Origin of the sequence: Pseudoalteromonas sp. BZA4 (assembly GCF_040104395.1) — a bacterium.
Lineage (GTDB): Bacteria > Pseudomonadota > Gammaproteobacteria > Enterobacterales > Alteromonadaceae > Pseudoalteromonas.
Genome location: NZ_JBECOT010000005.1, coordinates 47,527 through 66,723 on the forward strand (window position 1 = coordinate 47,527; position 19,197 = coordinate 66,723).

At 41.4% G+C, this 19,197-nt stretch carries 12 protein-coding genes; 9 read left to right on the top strand and 3 right to left on the bottom strand.

Features of this window, described 5'->3' with window-relative positions:
- Positions 1-33: 33 nt before the first annotated feature.
- The 5 genes from ABMY41_RS03655 (at position 34) to ABMY41_RS03675 (ending at position 4,510) form a co-directional block, all read left to right on the top strand.
- Positions 34-453, top strand: coding sequence for a DUF3429 domain-containing protein (locus ABMY41_RS03655; protein ID WP_130167664.1), 420 nt, complete (start codon positions 34-36; stop codon positions 451-453).
- 54 nt (positions 454-507) lie between these two features.
- Positions 508-879 (top strand): hypothetical protein, encoded by a 372-nt coding sequence (locus tag ABMY41_RS03660; protein ID WP_055021426.1) that lies wholly within the window; start codon positions 508-510, stop codon positions 877-879.
- Between the two features lie 4 nt (positions 880-883).
- Positions 884-1,684: a class I SAM-dependent methyltransferase gene (locus tag ABMY41_RS03665; RefSeq protein ID WP_175078809.1), complete on the top strand. Its 801-nt coding sequence runs from the start codon at positions 884-886 to the stop codon at positions 1,682-1,684.
- Between the two features lie 2 nt (positions 1,685-1,686).
- A complete protein-coding gene (locus ABMY41_RS03670) occupies positions 1,687-2,673 on the top strand; it encodes a Gfo/Idh/MocA family oxidoreductase (RefSeq protein WP_349274155.1) in 987 nt (328 codons plus the stop codon).
- Positions 2,674-2,833: 160 nt separating this feature from the next.
- Complete coding sequence (locus ABMY41_RS03675) at positions 2,834-4,510, top strand: methyl-accepting chemotaxis protein (RefSeq protein WP_175078807.1); 1,677 nt, start codon at positions 2,834-2,836, stop codon at positions 4,508-4,510.
- 32 nt (positions 4,511-4,542) lie between these two features.
- Here the strand turns inward: ABMY41_RS03675 and ABMY41_RS03680 are convergent, their stop codons facing one another.
- Positions 4,543-5,199 carry a TonB-dependent receptor gene (locus ABMY41_RS03680; RefSeq protein ID WP_289097055.1) on the bottom strand — a complete coding sequence of 219 codons (657 nt, stop codon included), beginning with the start codon at positions 5,197-5,199 and terminating at the stop codon, positions 4,543-4,545.
- A 189-nt stretch (positions 5,200-5,388) separates the two neighbouring features.
- Here ABMY41_RS03680 and ABMY41_RS03685 point away from each other — a divergent pair, with 189 nt between their 5' ends.
- Complete coding sequence (locus ABMY41_RS03685) at positions 5,389-6,246, top strand: DMT family transporter (protein WP_289097054.1); 858 nt, start codon at positions 5,389-5,391, stop codon at positions 6,244-6,246.
- 231 nt (positions 6,247-6,477) lie between these two features.
- On the top strand, positions 6,478-8,556 hold the full coding sequence (locus ABMY41_RS03690; RefSeq protein ID WP_349274156.1) for a TonB-dependent siderophore receptor: 2,079 nt from the start codon (positions 6,478-6,480) through the stop codon (positions 8,554-8,556).
- Between the two features lie 46 nt (positions 8,557-8,602).
- Here ABMY41_RS03690 and ABMY41_RS03695 read toward each other — a convergent pair whose 3' ends face one another.
- Positions 8,603-10,783: a PHB depolymerase family esterase gene (locus tag ABMY41_RS03695; RefSeq protein WP_349274157.1), complete on the bottom strand. Its 2,181-nt coding sequence runs from the start codon at positions 10,781-10,783 to the stop codon at positions 8,603-8,605.
- Between the two features lie 218 nt (positions 10,784-11,001).
- On the bottom strand, positions 11,002-13,956 hold the full coding sequence (locus ABMY41_RS03700) for a glycoside hydrolase family 2 TIM barrel-domain containing protein (protein ID WP_289097052.1): 2,955 nt from the start codon (positions 13,954-13,956) through the stop codon (positions 11,002-11,004).
- 704 nt (positions 13,957-14,660) lie between these two features.
- Between ABMY41_RS03700 and ABMY41_RS03705 the strand changes: the two genes are divergently transcribed.
- Positions 14,661-17,441: a TonB-dependent receptor gene (locus ABMY41_RS03705; protein WP_349274158.1), complete on the top strand. Its 2,781-nt coding sequence runs from the start codon at positions 14,661-14,663 to the stop codon at positions 17,439-17,441.
- Between the two features lie 288 nt (positions 17,442-17,729).
- Positions 17,730-19,172, top strand: a complete 1,443-nt coding sequence (gene uxaC / locus ABMY41_RS03710; RefSeq protein WP_175078800.1) for a glucuronate isomerase — start codon at positions 17,730-17,732, stop codon at positions 19,170-19,172.
- Positions 19,173-19,197 lie beyond the last annotated feature (25 nt).

Sequence of the window (19,197 nt, forward strand, 5' to 3'; positions counted from 1 at the left end):
ATTTTATACCAGTTAGGCGGCTTTAAGGTCATTATGGAAAAGTTTATTAATCACATTCAACTCGGTTACTTAGGTTTACTACCGTTTTTAGGCTGCGTAGGCTGGCCACTTATTGCAGGAAGTAATGCCGTCAACTTAGACTTTTTCACTTTTTATAGCATCGCTATTTTAGCCTTTATGGCTGGCAATTTATGGCATGCAGGACAGCAAACGCATGCTGATGCTATAAAAGCGATTATTCCTATCTTACCGATTGGCTTTTTAAGCTTTTTACCAGCAACTTGGACACTGGCTTGGCTCGCAGCAAGTTTTTGGTTAGTGCTGTTATTTGAAAAAAGCTCACCACAGTGGCAAACCTATCACGTTGATTATCAAAAAATGCGTTTTGTTTTAACGTCTGTGGTTTTTGTATGCCACATATTTGTAATTGGCATGAGTATCTATCCTGAGTAGCCCTTTTCTTGCGTTTGCGGTAACATCCGCGGCTCAGTTTTTTAAGGACTTGCTATGATAGATCAACTGCGCGCTAAACTAGACCACCTTGGCGAAAATTACGTAGAAAAAAACGCTCACTTTAAAGTAAAAGTGATCCCGTTTTTTTGTGCGATTCACATTAAAAAAGATCATAAAAACCAAGGCAATTTAAAGCTATATTCAAATCAGTTGATTGAAATATTTTTAGCTACCATGTTCTTGTTATTCGGCTTAATGCTTTTTGACACAGACGCGGGTTTTACCCATGGTCCTATTCATATCGTTATTGCCGTATTGATTAGTTTTAACTTAATCTTTAAGCAAATAGCCATTGAAGGGCTTAAAACTCGCTTAGCCCTTTGCCCTGAAATCGCACAAGAAACAACGCCAGCACAAGGCAAATAACAACATGTTTTTAGACCCTAGTTGGCGCATATTAACGGTTGGCGATGGTGATTTATCATTTTCACACTCTATTGCTCGTTATATAAAACCGGCCAAGCTTGTTGCTTCAACTTATGATGATGCAAACACCATAGAACAAAAATATGCCGACAATGCACTTCGCGCCTTGCGACAACTTAACATTGAAACACTCACTGAGTTTGATGTAACAAAGCCAGACTCGTGGCAGCGCTTAGATGGCGCTTGTTTTGATGTGGTTATTTTTCAATTTCCACTTATACCCGCGTTTAAAGGTGAAGCTGCATTTAAGGCAAATACCCAACAAGGTGGTATGAATGTTTTAAACCGTGCTTTGTTGCATCGCTACCTAGACTACGCAAGCCAGTTCGCATTAGATAAAAACGGCCCGATGCTCTGCTACATCACCTCTAAAGATGTAAAACCTTATCGCGAATGGAATATTGAAGGCAGCTTAAATCAAGGGCTGACTTGCCAATATCTAGGACAAATGCCATTCGATATTAATTTATTCCCTGGCTATAAAATTCGCAATGTTGATCGCGATAAACACGTTAAAGACACCAGCGGCATTACCTATGTATTTAGCGAAAAAACTGACAATAGTATTACTGAAAAGCTGACTTTACCCGCTTATTTAGGTGATAAACACTGTGCATTATGCCGCGTAGGCCCTTATATGGCACAAGAAGATGAAGACAAACATTTGTTAAGCAAAAAACATAAACAAATGGAAAAGTTTGAACTGGATTGGCAAGCATGGCTTGCACAAAACAACGAGGAGTAACCATGAACTTTGTGATTGTAGGTACCAATTTTATAAGCGATACACTACTGAGTGCAGCTAAACAAATTGAACAATTCTCCTTATATGGTGTGTGCTCTCGAGAGCAGCAAACAGGCGAGGCTTTCCTTGCAAAGCACGATGCTCAAAAGGCTAAGGTGTTTACCAATATTGAGCAAGTATGCGAAGACCCATTAGTCGATGCTGTCTACATTGCTGCGCCAAATAGCTTACACAAAGAATATGCTGTAATGTGTTTAAAAGCCGGTAAACATGTTTTAGGTGAAAAGCCTTCGGCTGCTAATAGTAAAGAACTAGAGGCCATCATTCAGGCGGCCAAAACACATCAACGCTTATACATGGAAGCGATGATGACCACCCATTTACCAAACTTCGCACGCTTAAAAAATGCAATTGCAAAGATTGGCACACCCCGCAAATATATTGGTCAATATAGTCAGTACTCATCACGTTACGATAAATATAAAAATGGCGAGCGACCAAATACTTTCTTGCCAGAATTTGCTAACGGTGCATTAGTCGATTTAGGTATCTATCCGCTGTATATTTTACTCGCATTATGGGGCGCGCCTCAGAGTGTAAAAGCCAGCGCCGTGTTACTTGAGACCGGCGTTGATGGAGCTGGCGATGTATTATTAAATTACGCAGATAAGCAAGCGGTGATCAGCTATTCGAAAATCTCGCAAGGCGATAATTTTACTGAGATCCAAGGTGAAAAAGGCCGTATTCGTATCGAAGCAGTCTCTTTATTAAAGCGTATGCAATATATAGGTAACGATGGCACAGTTGAAGAGCTCTCTGAGCCATTTGATGAACACTTTATGCGCCATGAAGTAAACCACTTTATTCAAGCAGCGAATGCCGGACAAATTGAGTCATCAGTTAATACTCATACACTGTCAAAACAAGTTATGGCGGTGCTCGATGAAGCACGAAGCCAACTTGGCGTTGTGTATTCCGCAGACCAGTAAATGCATTATTCAAGGGCAATGGACACTGCCCTTGTTATTTTTAGCCCCCTTCATACAAGCTTAAATGACGACCTCTAATTAACTTACTCGTAATTTTTATTGAAATTAGATTTTTGTACTATGGTTAATAATATTTACTTTCAATGAGAAGGGTAATATTTTGACTATTCGCTTTTTACTCAGAGCTGTTTTCGCAGCAACCATTACCCTTGCAGCAGGTCTACTCCTCATTATTCTATTTTTGCAATCAGGCCAAGATGAAAGTATGGAGTCGGCCCAACAGCGTTATGAACTAAGCCACCTTGCTAAGTATTCATCTTCAAATTCGATTCACTTAACTGAACTTGCTCGTCAACACGTTGTAACCCTAGAAAATCGCTATAAAGGGGAATACCAAGAACTTGTTGACCAAATTCAAGGAAAAGCTGCTTGGCTAAATGGCGAAAAGAAGAGCTATGTGCAGCGTTTAAAAGCCTTTAATGTGGCTGCTGATGATTTAGCCCTGTTGCAAAAATCCAACGACTTATCACTTAAACTTGTTGAAACAGAAGAAAAAGCATTTAGCTTGGTCAATGATTTGCTTGGCCGAGATACCAATAACTTAACCCCTAGCGAGCATAAAAGGTGGGTGCAAGCTATCGAGCTTTTAACCAACGATGCTTACATGGCAGAAGTTGAGAAAATTCAGCAACCCGTGAAAGCTTTTTTAAGTTCAATCGAGGAAAAAAGTGCGGCTGAAGTCAAAGGAAATCACGACCGTGTGGTTACCTTGAGTTTAATTAGTACCGTTTTAGTCCTGACTATTATTGCTACCTTAATAGTGTGTTACTGGCAATTAGAGAAAAAAGTGATTAAAGCAACTCATGCCTTAATTGATGAAGCCAAGCGTATCTCTGAAGGGGATCTATCTCGCTATATTGACCACAAAGCCGATGACGAAATAGGCCAGCTTGCGAGCAGCTTTAATATTATGGTTGATAAGCTATCTCAGCTTCTTAAAGAAATACATGATCAATCAGAGCAGGCCCAAGTAGCAGCAAAAAGCCTAGATGAAATTTCACAACAAGCCAAAACGCTCAATGATATTCAAAGCCAAGCGATTGAGGTGATTTCAAGCTCAGTCTATGAAAACTCAACGGCCGTTAAAGAAGTGTCTCAAAACTGTGCAGAAGCGGCAAGCAGTGCCACCGCAGCTAATCAAAAAACCCAAGATGGTCTACAGGTTGTACAACAAGGAGTTAGCTCTGTTGAATCAGTGGCCGATACACTCACCAAATCACTAACAGACCTTAACCAACTCGAGTCCTCTGTGAATGAAGTCACGGTTATTTTAAGTGTTATCAGTAATATAGCCGAACAAACTAATTTATTGGCACTCAATGCCGCAATCGAAGCTGCAAGAGCAGGTGAACAAGGCCGGGGTTTTGCCGTTGTTGCTGATGAGGTAAGAACTTTGGCTAGTCGCACGCAAAGCTCTACTCTTGAGATCCAAGATAAAATTGACTCATTGCAATCTGCAACCAATGCTGTGACGCAGAGGATACGCTCTAGCGATAATCAAATTAAAGAAGCGGTGATAAACTCAGAAAAAGTGGGCCATATGCTCGATGAAATTAGCGTGCAAGCAAAAGCCATTTCTGATGCCAATATGACCATAGCTTCTGCATCTGAGCAGCAATCTCAAGTGACCGAAGAAATCGCCCAGCGCTTAAACGAAGTACAAGATACCAGTCGAAAGTCGCAGCAACAAACGCAAAGCATTTCGGACTCATCGAGTAAGCTGGCTAACTTGGCGAATAACTTAAACGGGCAAATTAATCGCTTTAAATTAAGCTAGTCGCTAATCCAGCTCAGCGACTAGTGATTAGTTTAAAATCGGTAAGTAACTGATGCACCGATAGTTTGCGGGTTAACCACTGCCACATAGCCTTGCGGGTAACGACCACTGACTGGTTCTTGTGAGGTATATACTTCTTCATCTAAGGCATTGTTGATGAAGGCACTTATCAACCATTGTTCAGTATCATAAGTCATCGATAAACGCGTAATGGTGTAATCACCCGCAACACACTCTTCTGTGTTTGTTAAGTCACCATAAAATTCATCAACATAATTGGCACTTAAATTCACTTTTAGACTATCAGTAAACCAATGCGACAGACCTAAACTTGCCGTTAACTCCGGTGCAGAGTTTAAATCATTGCCAACGGCATCAGGAAAGGCTGATGATTCATCAATTTTAGTTTTCAATAAACCGAAACCGCCATGTAACTGCCACTGATCGCCCAACATGCTGTAAGCTTCAACTTCAAAACCATAGCTATGAGCATCTTCAATATTAGTGATTTTACGCTCAATGCGCAGACCCGCTGTTAACGTTAATCCGCTTAAGTTAAAACTTGTTCCACCATAGACTGCGGTCGATTTACTATTATCGTCGCCGTAACAGTTTGTTGCTCCTACACTGTCAAAGTCTTGGTCGCGGTCAAAATGGCCAAACGCCAGCAACAAAAACAGACCACGCAAAACATCATTCCAGCCTTTGAACAAGCAAGTCGAGCTTAAGCATTCTGAGTATGGGTATCAAAGCTATTTGATACCCATACTTTTGCTTTATCGAAAATCCGTGTCCGTTTAACGAAAAACATTTCTTCTCCAATAAAACATCAGTAGAATCGCCGCAAACTTGAGCTATTAACTTTCATAAGGACAGTGATGCAGCGCACCATTCCCCCGTTTTTTATTGCTGTTATTTGCGTGCTTCTCGCAATGGTTACCATTCAATCTGGAGCCTCTGTTGCAAAGCAATTATTCCCTTTAATTGGCCCTGAAGGCACCACAGCACTGCGCTTAGGCTTTTCAGCAGCTATTTTGTGCCTTGTGTTTAAACCTTGGCGCGCATTTCCGCCTATTGGACAACGGATGCCGATCATCGTTTATGGCTTGAGTTTAGGTGGCATGAATATTCTGTTTTATTACGCGATTGAACGTATTCCTTTAGGGATAGGTGTTGCGCTAGAATTTACTGGCCCCCTTGCGGTTGCTCTTCTTTCGTCACGTAAAAAACGCGACCTATTTTGGGTAGCCTGCGCCATTGCTGGCATTATTTTATTATTACCCGATATGAAAGGCGAAGACAGCCTCGACCCAGTTGGCGTAATTTTAGCCCTTGCGGCGGGAGCGTGTTGGGCATTTTATATATTGTTTGGCAAAAAAACTGGAAACCAAGGCTCTGGCGGGATGACAGTTGCCATGGGTATGAGCGTCGCCGCGATTGTACTTGTGCCTTATGGCGCAGCTTCTCAAGGAGTTGCACTATTGAGTTGGGAAGTTTTACCGCTCGGTATTTTAGTTGCAGTCATGTCGAGCGCACTGCCGTATACGCTAGAAATGGTGGCACTACGTAATATGCCAGCACAAGGCTTTAGCATTATGATGAGTTTAGAGCCGGCGATTGCAGCACTTGCTGGCTTTATAATTCTTTCTGAGTTTTTGAGCGTGTGGCAGTGGCTAGCTATTTTATTAGTGATTACCGCCTCGGTTGGCAGCTCGATGTCGAGTGATAATAAATAAATTTATCAAGGCGCCTCAAGGCGCCTTTTTCATACCCTATTAGTAAACTCGCCTTCCCATATAGACAAAACTCTTCGACATAATTTGTTACATTTATTTATATTAACATATCACTTTTGCGATGAATGGTGATGATAACTATTATCAGTTGTGATAACTTACCCGCCGATTGTTTCCCTATTAAAAACAATAACCCTATAAAAATTTGCTAAATAACACGCGGAGATAAAAATGAAATTCACTCAGTTGCCTATTGCAACCGCTATTCTTTGTGCTTTTTACCCTCAAATCAGTTTTGCAGAGCAAACGACTGACGTAGAGGCTAATCTCGAAAAAATTGAAATTGTAGGTATTCGACAAAACCGTATTAGTGAAGGAGCAACAGGTTTAGCGCTAGAAATTGATGAAACTCCGCAATCTATCAGTGTGATCTCTGCTGAGCAACTAAAGAATTATTCCGCTTTTAACATTAATGATGCTTTACGCTTAGCACCTGGTATCAATGTTGAAGAATGGGAAACTAACCGTACCAACTACACATCACGTGGTTTTGAAATTAAGAATACACAAATCGATGGCGTTGGCTTACCGAATGACTGGGGTATCGTTACCGGCGCAATGGAAGCATACGGCTACGAAAAAATTGAAGTTATTCGTGGTGCCAATGGCTTACTCACTGGTGTAGGTAATGCATCGGGTACGCTTAACTATGTGCGCAAACGCCCTAAAAACGAAAACGGCGGTGGAATCGGTGTCTCTGTTGGTTCATGGGATTTTAAACGTTTACAAGCTGACTATTCTCTTTTATTAACCGAATCAGGTAGTTGGGCTGCACGTTTTGTGGCTGCCGCAGAAGATAAAGAATCATACCTAGACGGCCTTGAGAACAACCGCGAGTTTTTCTCTGCGGTGGTAGATGGTCAGCTTACAGATAACTCAACTGTTACTTTGGGTTATTCATATCAAGACGCTGATACCGATGGCAACACCTGGGGCGGTCTTGTTTATAACTACACAGATGGCACGCAAGCTAAATGGGATGTCAGCGACACAACCACTCAAGAATGGACAATGTGGGACACCATTAACACCTCTGCATTTGTTGAGTACAACTATGTTTTTGCAAACGCGTGGCAACTTCAAGCGAGCTACAACTTCCGCGGTTTTGAAGAGCAAGATAAACTTTTTTATGCATATGGCACTATTGATAAAGATACTAACCTTGGCCTAAGTGGTTCTCCTGGTCGTTATGATAGTGAAATCGATGCTGATTTATTTGAAATCAAAGCATTTGGTGCCTTTGAATTGTTTGGTAAAGAGCACCAAGCGAGCTTTGGGGTAAGCCATGCAAAAAGTGATGATGTGATGTATCAGCACCCGTTTGATTTTGCAAATACATCAGCGGCCGGATCAACTCCTGCGTTTCCGTACGATTTAGATGCGATCCCTGAACCTGATTGGTTAACGCCGGTTCTGTATTCAGATATTGAACAAAAGCTAACCCGTTACTTTGGCTCTGCTCAGTTAAATATTACGGATAAATTATTTACTGTGGTTGGTTTTAACGCTATTGAATTTGAACGCTCAGGTATGAATGCCGGTGCATCAATCGATAATGACGAAAACGAAACAAGCCCATATATCGGTTTTACCTATAAGTTAAACGACGATTTAAACTTATATGCTAGTTACTCAGATATTTATCAGCCGCAAGAGCAAGCTGATTACAACGGCCAATACTTAGCACCTACCAAAGGCACTAACTTTGAAACTGGTGTTAAGGCTTCTTGGTTTGATGATGCCCTAATGACAACATTTGCCTACTTTACTGCAGAGCAAGATAACTTTGCGCAATATGCGGGCCTCACTGAAGATGGTATTTATTACTATGAAGGCGTGTCTATTGAGTCAGAAGGTTATGAATTTGAAGTCACTGGTAAAATCACCGACGCTATGAATATCGTCGCATCTTATACACATATTGATGTTACAGATGAAAATGGTGATGACACCAATAAATGGGCACCTCGCGATGTTGTTAGTGTAACAGTGGATTATGCATTAACAGATGCAATGGTTGTGGGTTTAAATGGCCGTTGGCAATCTAAAATCGAAAGCACTGATTACAATGTTAAGCAAGGTAGTTACGCCCTGCTAAACGCCTTCGCGCGTTGGAATATTAATGACCAAGTAGCAGTACAAGCTAACGTTAATAATATTACTGATGAGCAGTATATCAATAGCTTACAAACCGTGGGTTATTACGGCGCGCCAACAAACGGTAGCCTAACTCTGACCTATAAGTTCTAAACGATGTTTAGAAAAAAGTGTCGCCCGTTTGGGCGACACACATCTATTAATTAGGGCAATTACCTAATTCATAATACCCAGCACTAGTTTGCGCTAAGGTACTGGTATAAAAAGTGTTATAAAGACCTAGGTTATCACCTGAGCCCACCGCATAGGCGTAAGAGCCATTCGTGGTTGCGCGATTTGCTTGCACATGCGCATAGTTGCTTGAGGTGGTTTCAGTGCATTGGTATTCACCATTCGGTGTTGAGTCACACGCATCACCCACACCATCTGCATCACTATCTAGCTGATCACTATTGGCCACCAGCGGGCAGTTATCTAAGCTATCACTGACACCATCACTGTCGGAGTCACTCGTTTCACCATCAGGTGTGCTGTCACACACATTACCAATCCCGTCATTATCGTTATCGGCTTGATCAGCATTCGCTACATTCGGGCAATTATCTGCGCCGTCGAGCACACCGTCGTTGTCTGCGTCATTAGTCGGTTCTGTGGTGGTTTTGCATGCTTGTAATGGCCCTGCACAACTTGAGTCATCATCAGCAATCCACTGACATTGATTTGTGCCCGCTGAATACTCGCGCATTGTAAAGGCAGCGGTTCCAAACGCTAAATAACAGGCAGAATAACCTTCGCCCCAGCTAATATGGCCTTCGTTGATATGAAGATTGTAATCGCCTGTTACACCAGCATCGATGACAAAACTAATACTATCTATTGATGTAAGCGCAGTATCATCAGTTGCGGTGATCACTGCGCTATTATTGCCACCAGCTAGATTGCATTGCTCAGCAAAATACTCAAGCCCATTCACAGTAGCCGTCACATCACCATTGCTAAAACTGACCACGACAGTGCTTAAATTTTGATTATTATCAATCACCGTTCCCGTCACTGTAGCGCACTGCCCGTTTACACTTGCCGCAGTGTCACTCAGTAGCGGTGCTGTAGCTGCTGGCTCTGGTCCAACGCGTACCGTTAGATTAGCTTCATCACCTTGTTTCGATTCGTTATCTGTGGCACTGACACGCACTTCATAAAGACCATCGCTGAGTGCACTTGTCACCCCGCTAAAGGTATTATTCGCATCGACTTGCACGTTCAGTGACTCAATTAAGCTTGCCGCGCCACCGGCTAGGCTATACACGTTAATATCAACATTGGTTACATTGCCTTCTGGGTCGACTGCACTGCCTGTAATGGTGAGCTGGTTATTACTGTCTGTGGCAGTTAAATTACTAATTTCAGGGCCTGCATTACGATCAACTCGTTTATTATTCGCCGCAAAGTACTCACCGAGATAGGTTGCAAAATTAATACTGTTTGCCGCCACATAATCACCAGACGCACCTTGCCCGCCCGACCATGAGTGATCCAAATTATTAAACCACAGCATAGCGACCCGGTTGTCTTGCCAAAGTGACTGCTCAGCGGTACGCGTTGCATCATCACTTATTGTCGTTGTGCCTGAAAGTTGATTAATCCCATAAAGGGCAGCAAAGCCATCTGCGTTTTGTTGGTTATAACAGGTATTCACTGTGGTATCGGCAGTACCGTGACCAATCACCGCTATTTGTGTAGCAAAGTGATCTTTATAACTGCCAGCATAGCTTTCACAACGGGATACAAAGGTGTTTTCAGACACTGTTTCGCAAGTCGAAATCGCCCCACTTGAACTTGTGCCGATGGTTGGCCCGGCGCTTGGTGCAACTCCGGCAAATACATCAGGCGCCACACAAGCCGTTTGTGCAGCCATGGCGGCTCCAGATGATAAGCCTGCAATATACACTTGTTTAGGGTCAATATTACGCGTTGCATCAGCGCTCAATGTATTGGCTAAATTAATCAGATTTTTATAATCGCCAGAGCTTCTATTGATTGCTCCTTGCCAATATGACCAGCAGCTATAGCCTGCTTTATTCATAGCATCAGGAACGGCTATTACCATGCCATGGGCTTCGGCTGCATCTTCAAGATTCGCAGTTAAGTAGTTATTAATGGGTTGCACGCAGCCATGCAGTACTAGCATCAAAGAATGGCCATTGCCTATGCTTGATTGCGTATCAGGAGTGTAAATATGAACATTATTAAAACCGCCAATGCTGACATTTTGCTGCCAACTCCCTGCAAAACTTGGCTGTGAGAAAATAGCAGCACAGAGCACTGCGAGCGAAGTAAACGACGCTGATTTTCGTTTACATAATTGTGTTACTTTTTGCATATATCGCCTTTATAGTCGTTATCATTGTTGTCTGTCAGTTGATGACTAACTCAATGTAGTAGAACTATTTAAAAAGCAATCTATAACTATAGTGCTGCACCACTAATAAATTTTAAGCTTAAATAACCACCTTTAATTGATGCACTTTAGTGGATTAAAACAAAAAAGCGCTGCAGGTTTCTGCAGCGCTTTCACTAAAACGAGTAACTCTTTGTAAATTAGTATATCGTTAGCTTGATATTGTTTATTCCTCTTTCTGCCACAGGTCGACCTTGTGGCCCAAGGTGGTGGGCTGCGTGGAACTTAGACCCTATTGCACTAATTCTGTGTAAGAAGCTAATTTCTTCATCATATTTAAGTGCTAATGTATTATCAGGGCGCTCGCCATCATCAGGCTGCATAACTCGCGCATATAGATCTGGAGTTGCAGTAGAGAAAGTGATTTCACTTTGCTGAGAGCTTAATGTAAGCCACTGAATATCCGAGAAGTATCCTTTAAACTCTGGTAATTCCCAGCGCTCGCCAGCAACGCCTTCATTATAATCATTTTCCCAAACAGAGTAGTTTACGCCCTCTAAGCGGTTAGCCCATACACGGTAAGGGCCATCACCTAACCAACGTTTATGCTCAATTGCTTTTTTCGGATAATTAAAACCAACGCCATGAAGGATGTATTCACCGTCAAGCCAGTAATCAACATCCATTGATAAATGACCTTCAGGGTGAACAGTCCAAGTTAGCTTTGTAATGCCTGCTGGCGGGTTCATCACTTCAATCACTAAATCATTAGCAATAATTTCAGACTTTAATTCTGTCGGTTTTTTATCTTGTTGCGCTTCTTTCTCAGCATTTGGATCATGAGTTAGCCATGAACCAATACCATTATAAACCCCTTTATTTAGTGAGTTATCAGAACGAAGTAGCTTAGGACCATTAGTCAACGCCGCAGTTTGACCTTGCTTACTGTATGACTTTAATAGACCTGTTGTTGCATCAAAAATAATTGTTCTATCAGCAGCCTTAACCGCTAACTCAGATTCGTTTTGACTAACAATTTGAGCTGGTTTAGTTGCTGATGCCTGATTTTCAAATTGCTCTTGAGTTAATTTTGCAAGTTTAGCAGCGCTTTGGATAGGCCAAGCATCTGTCCAAATTGAATTCTGCTGCTGGTCAAAAAATTCAACCTCTAACCACCCATTTTGCTGCCAATTGTCAGGTAAGTTCAATTGTACTGTTCCTGTCGAGTCTGGCTTAATAGCAGGGAGTGTGGCTTTATTGCTCGCTACAAGCTGCTTTTTATCAGAAAACGCTGTCACTGGCTGATATAAACGCCATTCGAGCGACATAGTTGATAAATCAACAAAGTCATACAAGTTTTTAACTTGCAACTGACCGTCAAAAGAACCGGCAAGTAACTGGCCATTCTTTAAATTTTCAACTTGGATTGGTGACCAAATCTCTTTAATTGTAAAAAAGCTCGCTTCTTTTTCACCATAAGGTCCAACAATACCATCTGGTGCATGGTTAAAGTCGGTATCAACACGACCATTTTGATCTGTACGCTCAACACCTTCATCAGCAAACACCCATAGGAAACCACCGGCACCAACAGGAGTTGACATCATGAAGTCCCAAAAATCTCTCAAACCTGCACCATGGCCACCATCATATAAGCCATGTAAGAACTCGGTTGGGAAAAATACTTCATTACGGGCTTTTTTAGCTACCAGTTCCGAGTAAGTTGGGTAATGATCAGTATCGATATTACGGAACAACTCCCAAGGATGAAGAATTGGACGGTTTTGAATGTCATAAAGATGATAATCATCATCAACATCGGTATTAAAACCGCCTTCATTACCGTTCGCCCAGAATAAAATACTTGGGTGTGCTTGGTCGCGTTTAACAAGCTGTGCAACTAGGCGTCTCGCTGATGGTGTATCAATAACTGGCTTTTGCCATGTGCCTAACTCATTAATAACATAAATACCAAGACGATCTGCCGCTTCTAAAAAGTGCACATCGGGTGGGTAATGCGACATTCTAACAGCATTCATGTTCATGCTTTTCATCGTCTTAATGTCATCGATGCTGGCTTGTTTAGTCATAGTACGCCCAGTTGCTGGACGGAAGCTGTGACGGTTAACCCCTTTAAGGATAATTTTTTCGCCATTCAAATATAAGCCGTCATGTGGGCGTAATTCAAAAGTTCTAAAGCCAAAGGTTTTATCGAAACTATGTAGAGTTTTAGAGCCTTCTTTTAAATCAATACGTACTTGATATAAATTAGGCGTCTCGGCGCTCCAAAGCTCAGGAGAGTCAACATTAGTGGCTAAGTGCACTTTTTTACCATTAAGTGTGGCATTAAACGTTTCACTTACAGGGTTGCCATCTAAATCTAAAATTTGTGCTTCAACTGCAGAAGCATTTGATTTATCTAGTCCTTCGAGATAAACATCCATTTTAAATTCACCAGACGCTTTTGCATCTAATGAAACCCAATCAATATGAGATTGTGGCAAAGACTGTAAAAAGACTTGACGATAGATACCACCGAACACCCAGTAGTCTGCTGCGCGTTCTGCTGCTTCGATACTTTTGTTAGCCGAAACTTTATCTACCACAACCTTTAGCTCATTAGCTTCACCACTTTTTAAATATGGCGTTATGTCATAGCTGAATCGATAAAAACCACCTTGGTGGGTTGGGCCCACTTGTTGTTGGTTCACAAACACAGTGGCATCTGTCATCACACCATCAAAAACAATTTCAATTTTGCGACCAGACCAATCAGCAGGTAGGGTAAAATCACGACGATAAATACCTTGTTCGCTATGTTTATCTGGGATGTAGCCGTAATCATAGTTACCGAAGCCTTGTTGCTCCCAGTTAGAAGGAACATCTATTTTACTCCACTCACCACAATTTTGCCCTTCACTACAGTAAAAGTCCCATTTCACCGCATCATCACTGCCAGTACCGCTTAACATCATGATGTCTGTTTTAGCTTGATCATTAGGCTGAACGTCAACACTTTGCTGACTATTACAGGCTACAAACAAGAAGCTTAAGCAAGCGATAAACGCATTTCTTAATATACTGGTTTCAAGCCATGCAGATTTGCTTATTAACCTTAGCTTTTTTTCAAGCCGGCCAAAATAATCCTTCCTCATATGTGTTCCTCTAACTGTTGAAATTATAATGTTTTTAGAAAATTTTTAGTCTACACAAGCTAATATTAACATCAATTATATACATATCATAATACAATTGCCACCGGTAGCATTTTGAGGTTTCATCCACCTTGTTCACGTGTTTTACTTATCATATTTGACGCTAAAAAATGACCTACCGCATTAATTTTAATAAATAAATTAACAATAAAATCATTTATTTTTTGTCTTGCACCAAAAAGAAATTAAACCTTGCACTACAACTGAACCCTCTCTTTATGAAGCAAAAAATAATACAAATTGCTATGTAACTACACATCTAAATTCTTTATTTGAAAATCATTAAAAAATTAAACCGTTGATAATAAATGACTTATTTTTAAAATACACAGAAATAAGTAACAAATTATTAAAAAGAATATAATAATACTTAAACATCTAAATTTTCTGTGTTATAAAATTTAGGAGCGTGGTTAGGGGGATGAAGACAACACAACAAGCCTGGCATGCTTACTTGCGGTGCAACTATTTGGCTAAAAATGCCACCGGTGGCAAAGATGCAGGAAAAATACACTTAATAAAAAAACACACGATATCAGCACCTTGTCGAACATTAGAGGTTTTTCTAATGATGCTGATTTAACACTGAATCAAATAACTTCTGTTATTGATTCGCATTAAAATAATTTTGGAGGTTATTTTAAATGTTTAAGAAAACGACATTAGCCAGCACAATTTGTATGGCCCTTTTTGGGCAATGTGTTTATGCAGCAGATGAGGCTGCAGAGCAAACACAAAACGCTCAAGCAAATGACAACAATGATTCCCTTGAAATAATTGAAGTTGTTGGGATCCGAAGCAGCTTAAATAAAGCCGTTAATATCAAGCGCCAATCGATTCAGGTTGTTGATGCGATTGTTGCCGAAGATATTGGTAAGTTTCCTGATAATAACCTTGTTGAGGCGCTACAACGTGTAACGGGTGTACAGGTAACAGACCGCGCATCGGGTGAAGTAAATACTGTTACAATCCGTGGCTTAACCGATGTTACAACAACAATTAATGGCCGCGAAATGTTCACCGCAGCAGGGCGTCAACTTGCTGTTGCAGACATACCTGCGGCACTACTTGAAAGTGTAGAGGTATACAAAACACGCAACGCCAGCCAATTAGCGAGCGGTATTGCGGGTCAACTTAATGTTCGCACCCAACGCCCATTTAATTTTGAAGGCTCAAAGGTTGTGGTCAATGCCCGTGGCGTTTATCAAGACCAATCTGAAGAAACCGATCCTATAGTAAGTGTGCTTGCCAGCAATCGTTGGGAATCATCAGTTGGTGATCTCGGCGCATTAATTAACCTTTCATTTGCTAGCACCAGCTACCGAGATGAAAATAGTGCACCAGGTGGTTTCGTGCCATTTAGAGCTGATAACTTAAATCGCATTTACCCATGGCCAACTGGCCTTGAACACGGTATGGACAGAACGCCAGGGGCAACCATGTATGACCCTGCAACTGACAGTGAGGTTGAGTACTATCTAAGTCGTGACGCACTAAATCAGTCAGATCTAACTGGTAAACGTGAACGCCCAGCAGTAAACCTGTCATTTCAATGGGCACCGAATGATACATCAGAGTATATTTTCGAAGCATTTTACAATGGCTACCGCAACGAAAGTAATAATCACCTACTATTTTCATACGCAGATTCTTCACGGCTAGAAACGGTGACACAACCAGTGTTGTTTGAAGGCACAAATGTCATCAAATCTCGTGCTTGGGGTGACTCAGGCGCATTTACCAGCGGCGACTTTTCTAAGAGCCAAACTGATAGCTACATGTTTGCATTAGGTGGTAAATGGGCGCTATCTGAAGATGCAACACTAAAATCTGAGTTGGTCTATCAAACAAGTAAATATGAACGTGAGTTTGTTGCTATGCAGGCAAATACTCGTTTCCCATTTGTCATGGCAGACTTCAATCATGAAGACGGCATCATGGCATGGACTGTTTACGATGAAGAGTTTGGTACTCCACTTGATTTAACCGATCCAAGCTTATGGACCACCAGTACCATGTTCGACAACGGCGGTGAGGATAATGGTGATGGCTTAACATTCACGCTTGACCTCGACTTCTATGTTGACTGGGGTATCTTTACAAAAGCTAAAGCAGGTGTTCGTTATGATAAACGTACAGCTGATAGCAGTAGTCGTGATTCTAATCGATTTAACCCTATTCCATTAGCATCTCTAGGCTCAGAAGCGCACTACGTAAATAGTGATTTCTTTGATGGGAAAAGTGATTTGCCGAGATCATGGGTTGCCTTTAATGCAAAAAACTTATGGCAAAACCGTGCAGAGTATCGTGATACGTTTAATTTCTACGATAGCGCCGATGGCGAGCGTCGAATGACGCTACAAAAGAACTTCGATATCGACCAAACTTCATGGGCTGCGTATGTGCAAAGCCAATTTGAAACACAACTTTTTGGTAATCGATTAGACGGTGATATTGGTCTTCGCTATACCTACGCAGGCGCTGACATGGACTTTTACCACTGGGATGGAGAAGTTGGTGGCATAGTACAAAGTACTGGCCGAAATAGTAGCGCAAAGTTCTTACCTAATTTAACGCTACGCTACCATTTAAGTGATGATCTAATAACTCGTTTTGCTTATACGCAAACCTTACGCCGCCCAGAGTTTGGCCAATTAAATAGTTTTATTAATTTACGTCCAGACACTACAAATGTTGGCTACGGCAACGCTAGCGGTGGTAATCAAAGTCTACGCCCAGTTGAATCTACTAACTATGACTTCTCACTAGAATACTACTTTAATGAAGGTAGCTCAGCGTATGCGACCTACTTCTACAGAGATATTGAAGGGTTTGTTTTTGATTCATTACGCCAAGCTCAATTTCCAAACCCAGAAACAGGCGAGATGGAAGATTATATACTTTCTCAACCTGGCAACACCTCCAATGGTGTTCTTAAAGGCGTTGAAGTTGGCTTAGTTTACTTCCCTGAATCTGTTCCACAGTGGTTAGATGGCATTGGCCTTCAAGCAAGTGGTACCTTCTTAGATTCGGATCAAGACATTCCAATCTTCAGCAACGAAGGTGAATTAACAGGGTACACAAACAGAAGCGTATTTGGTGTTTCAGATACCTCTTACAGCGGTGTATTAATTTATGAACGAGAAAATTTCAGCACTCGCCTCTCTTACGTTTGGCGTGACTCATTCTTAAATCGCTATGGCTCAGGTCGTTTCGCGCATCCACGAGGAGTTTATCGTCGACCAGAACAAAGTTTAGACTTCCAAGTAAGTTACGATGTCACTGAAGACTTGGTTGTGACATTTGATGCAACAAACCTAACAGATGAGGTTTATCGTCAATACTACGAACTACCAACTGTTCTAAACGACTCAGCGTCTATTTATAGCCGTACATTCGGCTTAGGATTCCGCTATAGCTTCTAACTAAGTTTAGCAAAACCAAGGAAGGTTTATTTGATTTCCCCATCAAGTTAGAAAATAAAGCACTGTACCCTTAGGGTCAGTGCTTTTTTCATTTTAGATAGACTAAATTTATCTACGCGCAACAACATTGCCACCGGTGGCAATGTTTGCTAAAGTTGTTTGCATAAATATCAGTCTTAGGCCATTAAAAAACAACTAACGTGCCTAAGTTACTCACTGCTAATTAAGTTTAGTCATTACATATTTAAATTTTGCCACCGCTGGCAACGCAAGATTTTGAGGAACCTTATGTCAATTAAATCACAGCCGCTTTCACTTCACCCTGATAGGCTATTTTCGAGTGACCCGGCAATTGTTAGTGTTGCCCGAGAGCTTTATGAACAAATAAAAGACCTTCCAATAGTCAGCCCACATGGCCATACAGACCCAAAGTGGTTTAATAAAAACCCTAACTTTGGTAACGCCACTGAACTCTTTATAAAACCAGATCACTATGTATTTAGAATGCTTTACAGCCAAGGTATTGATTTAACCGAGCTTGGTATTCCTGAGCATGGTATCGATGGCGATTTAACACGATCAAAAAATGCAGATCCAAAAAAAGCTTGGCAGATTTTTGCGGATAACTATTACCTATTTGCAGGCACCCCAAGTGGCTATTGGTTAGATGCCGTTTTTTATGATGTATTTGGTTTTAAAGAAAAACTTAACTCTGAAAACGCACAACAATACTACGATAAAATCACCACTGAACTTGCAACAGATGCTTATAAACCGCAAGCATTAATGGATCGCTTTAATATAGAACTCATAGCAACAACTGAAGGTGCATTAGACTCACTAGAACATCATAAAGAGATGGCTGAAACGGCTATGGCCAAACGAGTTATAACCACATTTAGGCCTGATGATGTTGTGGATGCGAGCCGAGAAGACTTTACTGATAACCTCGCTAAGCTTGGCGAATTAACAGACCAAGATACCAGTACTTGGCAAGGTTATTTAGAAGCGATCCGAGTTCGTCGCGCTTACTTTAAAAAAGAAGGTCGAGCAACTGCAACCGACCATGGTCACCCCAGTGCGATTACAGCTGATCTATCATTATCTGAATGTGAAGCATTATTTAAAAAATGCCGCACAGGTAACGCAACAGAACAAGAGCAAGAGCTATTTCGTGGCCAAATGCTAACGGAGCTGGCAGGTATGAGTATTGAAGATGGCCTTGTGATGCAAATTCATCCTGGTGCACATCGTAATCATAACCAGCCAATTTTCAATCAATTTGGCCGTGATAAAGGCGCAGATATTCCGAGCCAAACCGAGTATGTTAATGCGCTTAAGCCGCTTTTAACTAAATATGGTAATCATCCAAAGTTAAAAATCATTTTATTTACCCTAGATGAAACGACTTACAGTCGTGAGCTGGCACCGCTTGCTGGTCACTACCCTAGTTTAAAACTAGGTCCGGCATGGTGGTTTCATGATAGCCCTGCAGGTATGCTGCGTTTTCGTCAGCAAACAACTGAAACCGCAGGTTTCTATAATACGGTCGGTTTTAATGATGACACGCGAGCTTTTCTATCGATTCCAGCAAGGCATGATGTGGCACGTCGAGTTGATTGCCGCTACTTAGCAGAGCTTGTTACAAATCATCAAATAACGATTGAAACAGCCCACGAGCTTGCTTATCAACTAACTTATGGGTTGGTTAAAAAGGCGTATAACTTATAAAAATCTAGCACGGCATTACTGCCAT